The sequence below is a fragment of the Thalassotalea montiporae genome (assembly GCF_053485855.1).
Map to the genome: position 1 here is coordinate 1,143,136 of NZ_JBQRUO010000001.1, position 15,729 is coordinate 1,158,864.

The window sequence follows — 15,729 nt, forward strand, 5'->3', positions numbered from 1 at the left end:
CTGTTTAACGAAGTCTATTTTAGAGCCAGAGTTTAAGGCAAATACTCATAGCTTGCCTGCAAACCTAGCGGTAAGCCTAAACTCCAAAAGATCATAAGAAATATTGTCCAAGCGATTAGAAATATCACGGAAAATGGCAGCATCATAGCCGCTAATGTGCCTATCCCCGCTGAGGTTACATATCGCTGACAAAACACAACAACCAGTGGGAAGTAGGGCATTAATGGGGTGATTATATTGGTGCTTGAGTCACCGATGCGATAGGCCGCTTGCGCAAGATCTGGCGATATGCCTAGCTGCATTAACATAGGCACAAAAATTGGCGCTAGCAGTGCCCATTTCGCCGAGGCTGAGCCAACAAAGAGGTTAATAAAGCCAGTAAGAATTATAATGCCAGTAATAGTAACACCGCCTGGCAATGCCAGCGCTTTTAGCGCTTCTGCGCCTTTTACCGCAAGTAAAATTCCTAAGTTAGATTGACCAAAAGCGTAAATAAATTGGGCGATAAAAAACATAATCACCAGGTAGTAGCCCATATCACTCATTGCTTTACTCATGCCTTGAATAAAGTCTTTGGTGGTTCTGATTTTGCCAATAATAATGCCGTAAACTAGTCCCGGAATAAGAAACAGTAAGAAAATCAAGGGAACGATAGACTGCATTAGCGGCGCAGAGAAAGAAGTCAGTGAGCCATCGCTTGCGCGCCATGCTGAGCTCTCAAATGAGGTGCTGACAATGAGTAAGACAATGCCAATCCCCGTTGCTAATAACGACCAACGCAGTGCTTTACGTTCATTTGCTTGTAACGGCTCCATCGTCGGCAAATCAGATAAATCACCATCAAGCTCGTTACCTTTTAATTTCGGCTCAACAATTTTGTCGGTAATAAACCAACCCAAGGTGATAATTAATAGTGACGAGGCTGCGGTAAAATAGTAATTGTTGAGTGGGTTAAGGACGACTTCTGAGTTCAAGATTTGCGCGCCAGCTTGCGTAATACCTTGCAGCATAGGGTCGATAGAAGACGGTACAAAATTCGCAGAAAATCCGCCAGATACACCTGCAAACGCTGCGGCAATGCCCGCGAGCGGATGTCTGCCCGCCGCATAAAAAATCACCCCGCCAAGTGGGATTACCAGCACATAACCTGCATCAACTGCGGTGTGACTGACAATACCAACGGCGATCACCATAGGGGTAAGTAGCCATTTGCCTGTTACCGCCATCAAGGCTCGCAGGCCGGCGTTGATAAAGCCTGAAAATTCAGCAACACCAATGCCTAAAATAGCGACAAGTACCACGCCAACAGGGTGAAAATGCGAAAAGTTAGTGACCATTTTGGAAAAGAAAGTGGTCATGGCATCGCCACTTAACTGGTTGTTAATCACCAAAGCTTGGCCAGTACGAGGGTCTACAGCGCTAAAGTCTACGCCAGAAAGCGCCCAAGAAAGTAGCCAAACAATGACCATCAACGCAATAAATAGGGCGGCTGGGTCGGGCAGTTTATTGCCCCACACTTCGACCTTGTTTAGTAACCGCTGGATGAGGGGAGTTGCATGTTCCGTCATAAATTCACCTTTATTATTCTTTTTGTGGCTTGATTTTGCATCAATAAACTTGAGTAAAAATCGTACTCATTAGCTCCATCTTAGGAAATTGCTCAAAAAATAGAAAGGCTTGTTGCAAAGTTGTTAATTTGATTTCCCTGTTGTGGGTCCGTCATCTTTTTACATACAACTTTAATTGCTAACCATAGCCCAGAACTTTTCCGCAAATATTTTTCTATATGCATTTTCTGAGGACTGCTGTCTTCACATTTTCTTCACAGCGTTATTGCTAGCTTTACGATTGAATTTAGATATTCGTGTACTAGCTAAAACGGAGCAATAGCAATGAAGCAATTTATCATTAAGGTGTTAGTACCTATCACTTTAATATTTACAAGTATCAATGCCCAAAGCAGCCAAACAGAGCTCACACCAGCAGTGCTTATGGTACTCAGTAGTTATGGCGAAAAAGGGGACGATGGTCAATTAGTAAAACCCGGCTATGAATTTGATGAAATGAGTAAATCTTATTTGGTATTCAAAGCCGCAGGTGTTGCGGTCACTTTTGCTTCGCCAAATGGCGGCGAGCCAATCGCTGATAAGTTTGATAAGAACAAAGCTTATAACCAAGCGTTTCTCAATGATAAACAGGCTGTTGATTTACTTGGTTCAACGCTTAAGTTATCGCAAGTTGAACCAGCGAAGTTCGATGCGGTTTACGTGGTTGGAGGCAAAGGGCCAATGTTTGACCTAGCGACTAATTCAACTGTTAAAGACATTATTCGTCAGGTTTACGAAAACAAAGGTATTGTCGGGGCTGTCTGCCATGGGCCAGCAGCATTGCTGAATGTAAAGCTTAGCAATGGTGACTTGCTTATTGCCAATAAGCGAGTGTCAGCGTTTACCAATGAAGAAGAAAATGCCTTTACGAAAAAGTGGCAGCTTCCATTTATGCTGGCAGATAAACTGGCGGAAAATGGCGCTAATTATCAACAAGACGGTTTAATGCTTAATCAGGTCAGTGTCGATGGTCGATTGATTACGGGGCAAAACCCATTTTCTACCACAGACGCAGCGAAAGCTGTGGTTGCAAAACTGGGCTTGCCTGTACCGCAGCACATTGATTTTAAAGATGACCGCACGATAAAACTGGCTGAAGCATTTTTTAATAACCGAGAAGCTGCAGAGCAAGAGTTCATTGCCAACGGTGAACGCTATGATGCCATGCTGTTGGCGATGTTAGGGCTATACCAAGCCAAGCACGCTACTCGTCAAATTGAGCTTGATATTGGACTAATGCTGATGGAATTGGTGCAGGCGAAAGTTAACCACCCAATGCTAGATACAGCAATAGCCAAAGCCTACCTTGATAAAAGCGATACACAAACGGCGGTGAAACTACTGAAAACATCAAAAGCGAAGTTCCCTGATAACGAACAAATAGCAAGCCTATTGCTAACGCTGAGCGAATAAGACTAAGGAGCAATGAGTGTGCTTAATCAAATTAAACAGAAACTTAGCGGTATCAAGTGGGGGAAGGCTATGATCAGTATAGTTGGTATTGTCGCTGTATTGGGTGGCGTATGGTATGCGATTTGGGGCTTGCATCCATACCAAGTTGGCCAGCAAGAAATACAAGCATCTTATATTCATCAAAGTATTGCTGATAAGCCAATGAATATGCAGCTTGAACAGTTAACTGCGACGACCTTTGCTTTTACTTACCAAAGCTTTGATGGCGCTATTGTTAATGGGCGAATGGCTTATCCTGACACTTATACTAAAGCTCATTCAATGCCCGTGATGCTGGGCGTGCACGCCATGGGGCGCAGTGAAAATCGCTGGTGGATGGATAGCTTCAAAGAGCGCCCAACACTTGAGCAAACCGATAAGCTAGCCAAGCAGGCATTGGCCAACGGTTATGCCGTCATCGCCATTGATAGTCGCAACCATGGCAAACGCAAAAATCTTGACTACAACATTATTGAAGTGATGCGCGATTTACATTGGTGGGGCAAGCGCGAGCCATATGAGCAAATGGTTATCGACACGGTTAAAGATTATAGAGTCTTACTGGATTGGGTGGAAAAACAAGCGCAGTTTGACCAAGCCAATACCACGGTTGCAGGCTATAGCATGGGCGGCCAAGTATCCCTATTACTTGCTGGAGTTGACGAACGAATTGAACGGGTGCTATCTATTGTGCCGCCGTACCTTGATGATAAAGTGGCGATAGTCGCACCAAAAAACTTTACCCATAATTTGGCGCACCTTGATAAATTATGGCTGGTTTCGGCCAATGATGATGAGCATGCTAGCGAGTCTGAGAACGCCGAACTTTATGCCAACATTACGACAGCCAATAAGAAGCATGTGCAGTTTGATGGCGGGCATGTGTTACCTCAAGGCTACTATCAGCAGCTAGAAAACTGGTATCAGTAAGCTGGGCTATTCTATGTAAACCTTTGTTTATTTGGCCTTTATTGTACTGTTCGAGGTGACAGACTAGCAGTATTTGGACTGCGAAGGTTCAGCTTCAACGAGAAGTAGCAAGCGACTAAAGGTTTACAATTAAAATTATGATGTTAAATATTAGCGTCGATAGCTAAGTATTTGATAGTGCTATGATTAACACTTGGTTGCTCAAAGCGAAAGCCATTTAAGGATAACTAATTGACAGGTAAAGCATTAAAAGTAAAGCCTTTAAAGGTGCTTATTGTTGAAGATAATTTGGCAATTAGTCGCAATATCGCTAACTTTTTTGAAAAGCATCAGGTGATACTCGATTTTGCTTACGATGGTGAACAAGCATGTGAGCTGGCGCTTAGCCATTATTTCGACTGTATTGTGCTTGATATCGCATTGCCTAAATTAGATGGTTTGGCTGTGTGCCAATTGCTTCGGGCAAAGGCAGAGCGTCATATTCCAATCATTATGCTAACGGCACGCGATACTCTTGATGACAAACTAACTGGCTTTGCGCAAGGTGCAGATGACTATCTTACCAAGCCATTTGCGCTTGAGGAATTATTGGTTAGGTGCCAAGCCTTAGCTGCTCGCAATCAAAGTCAGCAGCGAAAACAGCTTGAACTCGGTGAAGGAAGCCAGCACTTAGTGCTTGATCTAAGCACTAAACAAGTGATGCGAAATCAACAAGAAATCCATTTACAGCCAATTCCATACACAATTTTGCAGTTGTTAATGGAAGCTCACCCAAGGGCGCTTACTCGCAGCGAGCTATGTCAAAGGTTATGGGGTGATGCACCGACAGAGTCAGATGCATTGCGATCTCATTTTTATCAACTGAGAAAAGCCTTAGATAAGCCATTTGATGTACCAATCGTTAAAACTATTCACGGTGTGGGGTTTGGTTTAGCGCTTTAACTTTTTAATTCTCTAGTTCATTGGCTTTGCAACAGCATTGCCTATTAGGCTCATTCACTTTATTAGTGAAAAATAAAAACATAAGGATCGTTAACATGTTTTCTCAAATACGAAGTCGGATTCTTGCGTATTTTATTGGCTTAGTTTTACTGATTAGCGTGTTATTTGGTGCCTTAAGTTTTTTGTTTACTTACTATGTTGAAGACAGCTTATTTGTGAGCTTGCTTGAACAAGAAAAATTGCTGGTTGAGGCTCAAATTAATGCGGCTCAGCCAATTCAACCGCAACTAAATTTCGTCCGTTATTATCCATCAGCTCAGCAATTACCAACAGCCATCTCAGATGTGCTTAAGGATGAACCTGAACGCATTGAATTTTCTGGTGTAAAACAAAACAACAAAGCGCACTACCACTTAGTGAGATTAGGTGACGGGTTTTTAGTGGCAGAAGTAAGTGACTATTTAGTTGTGCGCAATATCAAAGGTGGTATGGCAAAAACACATGCCGTGTTTATTGGTATGCTGATTATTTTAGCTTTGTGGCTGGCTTGGTCATTTGCAAAGCGTTTGATAAAGCCAATTGAACAACTTAATGCTGTGCTAATACAGGTCAAAGGTGATGAATTGCCAAACGGCTTTGCTAAGCAGTTTAGTCAAGATGAAATTGGTCTGTTTGCCATAGAGCTGGAACGAGCAATTGATCGAGTTCGCGCATTTATCGCTCGTGAGCAACATTTTACTCGCGACATTTCACATGAACTGCGCACGCCATTGGCGATCACTCAAGGTGCAATCACCTTACTTAACGACACTTCCTTGACCAAAGAACAGCTCCCATTAGTTGAACGCATCGCATCAGCGCAGCAGCAAATGCAATTGTGCATTGAAGGTTTATTGGCCTTGGCACGAGAAGGTGAGACAAAGCACGAGCCCTTACCATTACTTGCTGTTGTTGAGGCAGCCATTGTCGAACATCATCAGCTGATTGAAGATAAGGCCATCGAACTTGAAGTTAATGTCTCAAATACTGCCACAGTAACCGCCAACCCACAGGCGTTACGCATCGTTATCGGTAACCTTATCGCTAACGCTTTTAGTCATACCAAGCAAGGTGAAATTGATATTGACTGGCAATCGCCGCATTTAATTATCAGAAATTCTGGCGAAGGTATCGCGCACGATATCTTACCCAATGTGTTTGAGAGCGGCGTAAAAGGTAACCAAAGCCAAGGTTTGGGCATTGGTCTATCATTGGCTAAACGATTATGTGCTCAGCAAGCGATAGGAATTGCATTAGCATCTAATGAGCATGGTACAACCACAACGCTAACATTTGCGTAATTGCTTTTTATTTTTCTTTTTCTTTATCTCAACTAACTACAACTTAAACTTTTTGTACTTATACCTTAAATTTTTGCCTTTACACCTTAAATTTCTGTACTAGGGCATTTAAGTCTGCCGAAAGGGTGTTGAGGTGCTGCGAGTTTTCGCCAGCTTGCGACGAAATTACCGCGACTTCATCCGCAGCCATCTTAATTTCGACAACGTTTCGGCTGATATCTTCTGCCACCACTTGCTGCTCTTCTGCGGCCGCTGCTATTTGCGTGTTCATTTCACTGATGGCATCAACCGAGCCGGTAATACTATCAAAAGAGGTTTTAGCCTCTTGTGTAAATTCGATTGTTTGCTGTGATTTATCAACGCTGATTTCCATATCATTCGATACGCTTTGCGTCATATTTCTTAATTTGCCCAGCTGATGAGCGATTTCTTCGGTGGACTCGTGGGTGCGTTGTGATAGCGCACGTACTTCGTCGGCGACTACAGCAAAACCACGCCCTTGCTCGCCCGCACGTGCGGCTTCAATGGCGGCATTTAATGCCAATAGGTTGGTTTGCTCGGCAATGCCGCGAATCACGTCTAATATCGAAGTGATGTTTTCACTTTCTACATCGAGATGGCGAATGCTATCAGCGGATTTTTGCGTTAGTTCGCCGAGTGCTTGTACGCTCACAACCGCTTGTTCAATGAGCTTTTGACCTGATTCCGCTGAGTCTTTTGTAGCATTTGCAGAATCTGCTGCACTTACACAATTACTGGCCACTTCATTTGCAGTTGCTGCCATTTCATTGATGGCTGTTGCAGATTGATCAAGGGCTTCCAGTTGTTGCTTGATCGACTCGTCTAAATTGTTCGATAACGCTGAAGTTTGATCGGCAGACTGGTTCACATTCTCGCTGCTTTGGTTTATTTCTTTAATTAATTGGGCAATAGAGCCTAAGAAGCGATTAAAGCTTTCTGACAGTTTGCCTGTTTCATCATTGGTTTTGATGTGCAAACGTTTGGTAAGGTCACCACCCCCTTGCGCTATTTCTTCAAGCCCTTCGGTAACGGTAACAATAGGCTTTGAAATAAGCCTTGCTAGGTAGACGCCTAAAATTGTAAATATCACCAGTAACACTGCGCTAATAATGACGATAAGTACTGCCATACTATATGCCGATGCGAGTACTTCGGAGCTTTCCATCATGCTAACGTATTTCCAGCCCATTTTGGGCGAGGTGTAGATATTGGCAAGGTAGGTTTCGTCGTATATTTCAAGTTCGACTACGCCATTGCTCTGCTGAGCAATTTCGGAGAAAACACCGTTTTCAATTTCAGCAAGTTGTTTAAAGTTATGATCTGGGTACTTGGCATCGACTAGCACATTGCCGCTATCTTCTATCACCATCAAGTAACCGGACTCGCCAATCTTAATTTTCTTCGCCATTTGAGTGAGTTCTTTAAGCGACACATCCATACCTGCAACGCCAACTAACTGTCCGTTGTTGGTGATGGTTCTGACGGTAGAAACGATCACGGCATCATCTGGTTCCCAGTAATAAGCATTAGTGCGCACCGCTTCACCTTTTCCTTGTAAACCACGTTGGTACCAAGGTCGAGGTCGAGGATCATAGTTAGCGCTGATGCTGCCAATTGGCCATTGCAGGTAGCCACCAGCTTGATTACCAAGATAGATGTATGAGATCCCTTCGTGGCTTGCGCCAAAGCTGTCAAAGTCGGCAAATATTTGTTGCTCTAATTCACTATTTTGGCGAGGAGTCATCTCGGTTGATTGCGTATTTTCAAGATAACGGGCGATATCTTGGCTCGCATTTTTCACGAATTGATTTTCTGTTATGTAGATAACGTTCTTGGCTATTTCTTTAAAAAACAATTCAACAGCATGATCAACTTGCTTTACTTCGCGGGTATTATTCACTTCAAAGTCTATATAAGCTTGATCAATTATTTTATTGATCATTAATACCGAAATGGTGAATAAAGGAAGTGTAATGGTTGCGATAAATGCTGAGATAAGTTTTTGTGAAATGGTCATTTATTTACCTTAACAACGGTGGCCTACTAATAAAATTAGTAAGCTTTTGCTGATAGTCAAACAAATGCCGAAAGGAATTGTACCTCCTAGGTGATAACACTTGCTGTCATGACGCTACTTTATCTTTGAGGAATAGAAAGCTCGGTAAACAGGAAAGAAAATAAAAGGAAAACTGCAAAGCTAATAAAGGAAAATCTCCGGCACTAACCGCGAGAAATAGAAAGGGCGGGTTAGAAATAGAAAAGGCTTTGAGTTAAACAAAGCCTTTTCAGCTGTACCAATTGAATTACCGCAAGTGCAGATAGGTTTGTTACGCCGACGGTTGAGCTAACAGAGACACCAAGAAAACCAAGCGACTAGAAGTAGTAGCCGATATTGATATTTAGGCGTGAACGCCATCTTTCTGGGCCTTGCTCAATACCTACGCCTGGGCCACCGACAAACCACATATTTTTACCGGCAATCCAATCCACATAGGTATATAAACCGCCTTTAGCAATTGCACAGCCGGTAACGTTTTGAATCGATTCCGCCAACCCAGAGCGATCATTCGGGTCAATCAAGGTTACCTCGTTGTAGCAAGTAATGCTATCGACAAGATCGTTGTTATAGGTAAATGTTTTTGCAATGTTTAAATTACTGAGTGTTGCTTTAGCGGCAATATCAAAAGGAAACTCGAACGCAGAAAGGGCAATGCGGTGATCTGCTGTACCTAAGCTTTCTTCAGTATCATAGTCGTATTGCATCAGCTGGCCGCTAACTTTCCAACTGCCAAAGGTGCCAACATAATGCGCGCCAGCCGCCCAGTGGTCGCCTTTGTCTTGCGACTGGCTATTAATAAATTTGCCTAATTGGGCAGATGCTCCCACTGTGTGGTTACCCAGTTGATATTGAATGTGACCGTTAACTTGGCCATCTTCACGGTTGGCTCTTTCGTCCGTACTGGCGATATCAAACGAGTAACGACTGTATCTTGCACCGTCGTCATACTCAGCATTAAAGAAGTAGGCTAAGTCAGCATTCCAGCCATCACCTTTGGTTTGCCATTTTACACCCGTGTCGTAATCATCTTCCAAGCCAACATAGTAAGCACCAGTAAACCAGAAACTGTTTGAAGCGTATGGTGCGATACCAAATGGCACTTGCGTAACACCAGCAATAACTGTGTTGTTTTCATCTACTTTGTAGCCAACTTCAGCATGATGAATGGCATCAAAGTCTTGATACCAACGAAATTGAGCATCAAGATACCATTTGTCTTGACTCACATCGGCGTCTATTCGAAACAGCTCAATTTCAAATTTACCGTTAGAGTCATTGTCATAGTCTCGCCAGCCGTAATTTAGGCGGACAGCGCCGCCAATGTTAACTTCTGGTGAAGCACTCACAGCTTGTGCGTATGTAGGCATAAAATAATTAGTTGAAGCGGTAATTAGTGCTATGGCAAGGGCTAATTTTCTGGGTTTTGCAGTGTGAAGCATGTTTTCGACTTTTTTTGGACGTGTTAGCTCGTATTCTAGCTAAGCTATAGATAAGTGCACAGCAAATCGGCAATTTATTCAATTAATTGTGATTTAACGCAATCAGCTTATGTAAAGAAAACGTAAATAAGATACCTGCATATTACAAATCATATGCGGATCTTTTACTCTACTAGCGTATTTAATAATAATTATCATTTAAAGGTTGGATACTTTGATAGCTAAACATACAAAGATCGCGATATTACTGCTGCTAACTGTCGGGGGCAGTATTGACGCCATGACAAGTGCAATCGCAGCAGAGCAAAACGGGCACGCAACGCCAACGCAAGTGGATGTGCTAAAAGCTGAGGAGCAAGCGTTGCGACAAACCTTGTCACTTACAGGCACAATTGAAGCGCGTCAGCATGCACAACTGGCAACCTTAGAAGCGGGCGTTGTTGCTGCGATGCTAGTTGAAGCGGGTGACTATGTAGCCAAAGGTGACCCTTTGTTGGTGCTTGATGACAAACTTGCTGCGCTAACCTTGGCGCAGCGCGAGGCATCGCTAGCTGCTGCTCAAGCTGCGTTAATTGAAGCACAGCGGCTGTATGAAGAAGTGGTGACACTTTCGAAAAAGCAACTGGTTGCTGAAACCTTGATGGCGGAACGGGAGTCTGGTGTCGCGATTGCTAATGCTGAATTTAAGCGAGTACAGGCTGAAGTTGCTCAGCAGCAAGAAGTTGTAAATCGGCATCGTTTGTATGCACCGTTTGATGGTGTGATTAGTGAACGCCATGTTGATCTCGGTGAATGGATTACCCAGCAGCGCCCCGCATTCACCTTAGTTGAACAAGCAAAGCTCAGGCTTAAACTCGCCATTCCACAAGAATACTTTAGCCAGCTATCGAGTGCTAACCTCACAAACCGTGAAAACAGTGTAAATGGCCAAATAATTGGGGTTAATGTGACCCCCGATGCAGCGCCAACCAATATCGCAAACCCACCGATAAGGGCAACGTTAAGTCGCATTGTCAGTGATGCCAGCAACACCAGTCGAACCATCACGGGCTATGTTGACTTGCCGCTGGATGAGAATTTGGTTGCTGGCATGTCAGCGCGTGCTGACATTATTTTACCTAATACGCAAGATCAGCTTAGTCGTTTAATTTGGCTGCCGAAGACGGCAATAAAACAGCACCCTGATGGTGGTCGTAGCGTATTTACCGTTGAGCAAAATCGCGCCAAGCGCCACCTTGTCAAAGTGGTTGAAACGCAAGGGGAGCAAGTTGCAGTAACTGGCGCACCTAGCAATAGCGACTTTGTGGTTACTGGAGTTGCCTTGTTAAAAGATGGCGCGTTATTGGCTGTTAATCGCATCAAAGGAGCGAAGCAATGATAGCATCAGCGGTTAGTCGCGGAACCTTAGTCGCGGTAATTGCATTAATCACTACCATTCTTGGCTTGGCGGCGGCACTTAATATTCCTGTGCAAATGATCCCTGATCTTGAAGTGCGTACTATCACAGTACAAACGGGGTGGCCGGGGGCAACGCCGCAAGATGTTGAGAAAGAAATACTCATTGAGCAAGAACGTTACTTGCGCAGTTTATCAAACCTTAAACGCATGGTTTCTTATGCGGAAATGGGGCAAGCGCGAATTGAGTTGGAGTTTCCCTTTGGTGTTGATGCGAACGATGCTTTGATCCGCGTGAATAATGCGCTTAGCCAAGTGCCAGCCTATCCGGAAAACGTTGATCAGCCGCGCTTATTTTCTAGCTCATTTTCTGGCAATGCCTTTATGTACTTTGTGTTAAAACCCGTGCAAGGTAACCCGTTGAACCTGGATGTGGATTTACTACGAGATTTTGCTGAGGATTATATTCGACCGCGCATGGAGAGCGTGTCAGGAGTCTCGGAAGTTGGCGTGCGCGGCGGGGCACAGCGACAGATTCAAATTAAAGTTGATGCTGCTCGTTTAGCACAGCGTGGCATTAGTTTACCGCAATTACGCACGGCAATTCGCAATCGCAATAAAGACAGCTCAGCTGGCGATATTGAAAGTGGTGCTAGCCGCTATTTATTACGTGTGATTGGTCGCTTTGAAGAACTTAGCCAGTTAGAAAATTTAGTTATTACTCGTCGTGATAATGCCAACATTCTGCTCAAAGACGTTGCAAAAGTGACCTTAGATCATTTTGAAACACGTCGATTATCGTTCAACGATGGTGAACGCACGTTAAGTTTATCAGTCAGGCGAGAGAGCGGCTCGAATGTACTAGCCATTAAAGAAGCCATGCTGCCTGTTGTTGACGATATTAACCGTCAGCTGCTGGCGCAAAATGGCTTGGAATTAAAGCTGACCAGTGACGACGTGCAATACGTGCAAAGTTCGCTTAATAACGTATGGGTTAACTTAATATTAGGTGCCTTGTTAGCCACCTTAGTCATGTACTTCTTTTTACGCTCAGGTAAAGCCACCTTAGTGGGCGTGATGGGGATTCCAATTTGCACTATTGCAGCATTTTTTGCATTAATGATGTTTGGTCGCACAATCAATGTGATTTCACTAGCAGGCGTTGCCTTTGCCATTGGCATGACAGTAGATAATACCATTGTTGTATTAGAAGCGATTATTCAGGCGAAACGGCAAGGGGTTAGCAAAGTTAAAGCGGCTATTACTGGCGTTAGTGAAGTATGGCCTGCGGTACTGGCTTCCACTTCCACAACGGTATTAGTTTTTGCGCCCATTTTATTTGTTGAGCAAGAAGCTGGGCAGCTGTATTCAGATATTGCTATTGCCATTTCAGGCGCAATTATCGCGTCAATGTTAGTGGCGATATTTATTGTGCCAGCGGCACTGGCCAATATCAGCAAAAAAGAAGATCTCAAACAAGGGCAGCAGTTTACTTTATCAAAACGATGGCTTGGTTTGGCAATGTGGTTTACACAGAGTAAATCAAGAGCTCGAAGTGCCGCGCTTGCGTTTATTGTTGCCACATTAGGCGCTGCCTATTTACTGATGCCAGCAGCAGAGTATTTGCCGGAAGGTGAGGAGCCGAAAGCGTTTTCTATGATGATAGCGCCGCCTAACTATAACTTATCGGAAATGGAAAAAATTGGCACTGAGCTTAGAGCCTATTTTGATCAGTATGTGCAGGCAGGTGGTGAAGACTATGCCAGTGGCAAAACCAATATGCCGCCACTGGCTTATTATTCAATGTCGGTTTCGGTTGGGCGAATTTGGCTGCTAAGCGCTCCTGTTGAGCCTGATAATATTAATGCCATGATGACGGCGATAACGGAAAAGTTCCGCAGTTATGACAATATGCGCGCATTCTCAGCAAGAGGTTCAATTATCTCAAGTAATGACGGTGGTACACGAGCAGTCGCGGTTGATATCTCAGGTAGCAACATCACCGAGTTATACCAAGCAGCAGAGGCGGTTTATGAACAGGCCAATGTCTTTTTTGATAATCCGCAAATTAATTCAGAGCCAAGATCGCTAACACTAGACCAGCCGTTGATTGAAATTAAACCTCGCTGGCACCGCTTGGCTGAGCTCAACATCAACAATAATGATTTTGGCTACTCGGTTGCGGCAATGAGCGATGGTGCCTATGTCGATGAGTTTATTCTCAACGACGATAAAATTGATATTTTCATGTTTAGCGGTGCGGGCAATCAGCAAAATTTGGAAGAACTTGCCGTCACTCCGATTGTTACATCTGCTGGGCAAGTACTGCCATTACACGCACTTGCTGACTTGAAAGAGAGCAAGAACAGTAACTCGGTACGCCGTGTCGATGGTAACCGAACCGTTACTGTTTATATTATTCCGCCGCGCATTGTTGCCCTAGAAACTGCTGAGCAAATTGTGCGTGAACAGCTTTTGCCTACCCTTTGGCGTGATGGAAAAATCGCGCAAGGTATTAACGTGAGCATCAGTGGTGCAGCTGATCAATTAGAGGCAACTAAAAACTCACTCTCTGGAAATTTCTTAATCGCCTTGGTGTTAAGTTATTTGCTCTTGGTCGCCATTTTTACTCACTGGCGTTACCCTATGTTCATTTTGGCAACAGTGCCATTAGGCATGGCTGGCGGCTTGTTGGGGTTGGTTGCGGTTAATGGTGTTAATAGCTTGATATCGTCAATGGGTATCTCGGCGAGCCATCAACCCTTTGATATGATCACCATGCTTGGTTTTTTAATCTTGCTCGGGACTGTGGTGAATAATCCTATTTTGATTGTTGACCAAACGCGCCGTTTTGTTATTGACCAAGGTATGGCTGCGAAGGAAGCAGTGATTGCAGCTGTCAACAAACGACTGAAGCCCATTTTAATGTCAACCGCAACGACCATATTTGGCCTAGCACCGCTCGTTTTAATTCCTGGCGAAGGAACTGAGTTATATCGCGGCGTGGGCATTATTGTGCTGAGTGGTATTTTGGTATCTACGTTGTTGAGTTTAACTTTCTTACCTGCCTTGTTGGTGGCGGTTATAGGTGACAAACCTGCCATGGCCGCACAGCCCAAATTGGCGCAAACGAGCTAAGGTATAAATTGTCAGAAATGAGAAAATAGAAAGCCGCTTCTTACTGATATTAGGGGGCGGCTTTTTATTTACTCTTTACTCTTATAACGTCAAAGTTAGTTTGGTTTGAAAGAGCTTAGCTGGCTTACGTTCAGTTTATGGTAAAAGGTAGCCACCCTCCAGTGCCGGAATGTTCAGCGTCAATGTTCAGAGCCAAGTGCTTATTACCGAGTGTATATTGCCAATAGCGAATCGCTATTGCTTAAAGGATTAAAAGACCTAGGTGTATCGATACTTATTGTTTAGTTTTACTTGCAAAAGCGTTACTAAGCTAATGAAACTTGTTTCTTTTTGTAATTTGGATACCAACCCATGTTTGTTATTGTTATTTAAAAACAAAAGGTTATGGGATTATCAATTATTCCTTTATAAAGTTTTTCCAATTTCTGTATTTTTCGCCACGGTTGAATTCTGTATTCTGCGCGCCGTTGACAAATTCTGGTGGTCTCGCTGCTAGTGAATGTCACATTAGCAATAGCAGACAAAGTAGTGGAGAAAGATATGTCTCATCAAATTATCAAAGATTTAAGCGATCGTTACACCGTTAAAAAATACGATGCAAGCAAGAAAATTTCGGCTGAAGATATGGCAGTGATTAAAGAGTCACTTCGCTTATCAGCGTCTTCTATTAACTCACAGCCGTGGAAGTTTATTATTCTTGAAACAGATGAAGCGAAAAAACGTTTCCACGACACATTTGCAAACATGCATCAGTTTAACCAACCACATGCAACCGAAGCATCGCACGTGATTTTATTCGCTTACAACCCAAGCTATACAAAAGATGACTACCGTAAAGTGGTAGATGTTGAAGTGTCTTCTGGTCACTTACCTGAAGAAAGATACAATGACATGTTAGATGGCGCGTTTGGTTTTGCTGAAGCAAATACCGATGAAAATGGTATCAACAGTGATTGGACTAAAGCGCAAACATACTTAGCACTAGGCAATACACTACACGTGCTAGCGCGTTTAGGTATTGGCTCTACACCGATGGAAGGTGTTGACCCTGCGCTTATCAGTGAGCTTTTTGCTGAAGAGCTAGACGGCCACGTGTGTGACGTTGCGCTAGCAATGGGTTATCACAAAGATGGTGAAGATTATAACTACGGTCTTCCAAAAGCTCGCTTGCCTCAAGAAGCAACCATTACTGTGTTATAAGCTTTTAATAGCTCATCAATTTAAATATTTAAAAATCAAATGCCTATCGGTACCGTTTGTATCGATAGGCATTTTTGTATAGTAGGGTTGATAGCTCACAAAAAATATATATTATCTGCCGTCTAATTGTTCAGTTAATCTCTTGTTAATAAGGACTTGTTGTTAGGTCGCTAAGCAAACATAATATCGCCACTTTAATCGCCAAT

10 protein-coding genes are annotated in these 15,729 nt (G+C 43.5%); 7 read left to right on the plus strand and 3 right to left on the minus strand.

The genetic code is table 11. The annotated features are described in order from the left end of the window. Positions 1-32: 32 nt before the first annotated feature. A complete protein-coding gene (locus ACSLUR_RS04945) occupies positions 33-1,568 on the minus strand; it encodes an AbgT family transporter (protein ID WP_448552339.1) in 1,536 nt (511 codons plus the stop codon). A gap of 324 nt (positions 1,569-1,892) precedes the next feature. Between ACSLUR_RS04945 and ACSLUR_RS04950 the strand changes: the two genes are divergently transcribed. The 4 genes from ACSLUR_RS04950 to ACSLUR_RS04965 all read left to right on the plus strand — a co-directional run bounded on the left by ACSLUR_RS04950 (position 1,893) and on the right by ACSLUR_RS04965 (position 6,271). Then, a complete protein-coding gene (locus ACSLUR_RS04950) occupies positions 1,893-3,020 on the plus strand; it encodes a type 1 glutamine amidotransferase domain-containing protein (protein WP_448552341.1) in 1,128 nt (375 codons plus the stop codon). 69 nt (positions 3,021-3,089) lie between these two features. Next, entirely contained in the window at positions 3,090-3,989 is a 900-nt protein-coding gene (locus ACSLUR_RS04955) for a dienelactone hydrolase family protein (protein ID WP_448552343.1), read from the plus strand. Between the two features lie 231 nt (positions 3,990-4,220). After that, positions 4,221-4,931: a response regulator transcription factor gene (locus ACSLUR_RS04960; protein WP_448552345.1), complete on the plus strand. Its 711-nt coding sequence runs from the start codon at positions 4,221-4,223 to the stop codon at positions 4,929-4,931. Positions 4,932-5,026: 95 nt separating this feature from the next. Continuing rightward, entirely contained in the window at positions 5,027-6,271 is a 1,245-nt protein-coding gene (locus ACSLUR_RS04965; RefSeq protein WP_448552347.1) for a sensor histidine kinase, read from the plus strand. Positions 6,272-6,350: 79 nt separating this feature from the next. Here ACSLUR_RS04965 and ACSLUR_RS04970 read toward each other — a convergent pair whose 3' ends face one another. Then, positions 6,351-8,309: a methyl-accepting chemotaxis protein gene (locus tag ACSLUR_RS04970; RefSeq protein WP_448552350.1), complete on the minus strand. Its 1,959-nt coding sequence runs from the start codon at positions 8,307-8,309 to the stop codon at positions 6,351-6,353. Between the two features lie 356 nt (positions 8,310-8,665). Then, positions 8,666-9,790 (minus strand): hypothetical protein, encoded by a 1,125-nt coding sequence (locus tag ACSLUR_RS04975; RefSeq protein WP_448552352.1) that lies wholly within the window; start codon positions 9,788-9,790, stop codon positions 8,666-8,668. A 214-nt stretch (positions 9,791-10,004) separates the two neighbouring features. On the opposite strand from ACSLUR_RS04975, the gene ACSLUR_RS04980 reads away from it, so the two are divergent. From ACSLUR_RS04980 to ACSLUR_RS04990, 3 genes are all read left to right on the plus strand, one after another. Further along, a complete protein-coding gene (locus ACSLUR_RS04980) occupies positions 10,005-11,168 on the plus strand; it encodes an efflux RND transporter periplasmic adaptor subunit (RefSeq protein WP_448552353.1) in 1,164 nt (387 codons plus the stop codon). Continuing rightward, complete coding sequence (locus ACSLUR_RS04985) at positions 11,165-14,323, plus strand: efflux RND transporter permease subunit (protein WP_448552355.1); 3,159 nt, start codon at positions 11,165-11,167, stop codon at positions 14,321-14,323. Before ACSLUR_RS04980 ends, ACSLUR_RS04985 begins: the two co-directional genes overlap by 4 nt. Before the next feature lie 540 nt (positions 14,324-14,863). Next, entirely contained in the window at positions 14,864-15,523 is a 660-nt protein-coding gene (locus tag ACSLUR_RS04990; RefSeq protein ID WP_448552357.1) for a nitroreductase family protein, read from the plus strand. Positions 15,524-15,729: the final 206 nt, after the last annotated feature.

Excerpts from the sequence above, each read along its gene's own strand:
- ACSLUR_RS04945 (WP_448552339.1), bottom strand. The coding sequence starts at position 1,568 with ATGACGGAACATGCAACTCCCCTCATCCAGCGGTTACTAAACAAGGTC.
- ACSLUR_RS04965 (WP_448552347.1), top strand. The coding sequence starts at position 5,027 with ATGTTTTCTCAAATACGAAGTCGGATTCTTGCGTATTTTATTGGCTTA.
- ACSLUR_RS04955 (WP_448552343.1), top strand. The coding sequence starts at position 3,090 with ATGATCAGTATAGTTGGTATTGTCGCTGTATTGGGTGGCGTATGGTAT.
- ACSLUR_RS04985 (WP_448552355.1), top strand. The coding sequence starts at position 11,165 with ATGATAGCATCAGCGGTTAGTCGCGGAACCTTAGTCGCGGTAATTGCA.
- ACSLUR_RS04990 (WP_448552357.1), top strand. The coding sequence starts at position 14,864 with ATGTCTCATCAAATTATCAAAGATTTAAGCGATCGTTACACCGTTAAA.
- ACSLUR_RS04975 (WP_448552352.1), bottom strand. The coding sequence starts at position 9,790 with ATGCTTCACACTGCAAAACCCAGAAAATTAGCCCTTGCCATAGCACTA.
- ACSLUR_RS04950 (WP_448552341.1), top strand. The coding sequence starts at position 1,893 with ATGAAGCAATTTATCATTAAGGTGTTAGTACCTATCACTTTAATATTT.
- ACSLUR_RS04970 (WP_448552350.1), bottom strand. The coding sequence starts at position 8,309 with ATGACCATTTCACAAAAACTTATCTCAGCATTTATCGCAACCATTACA.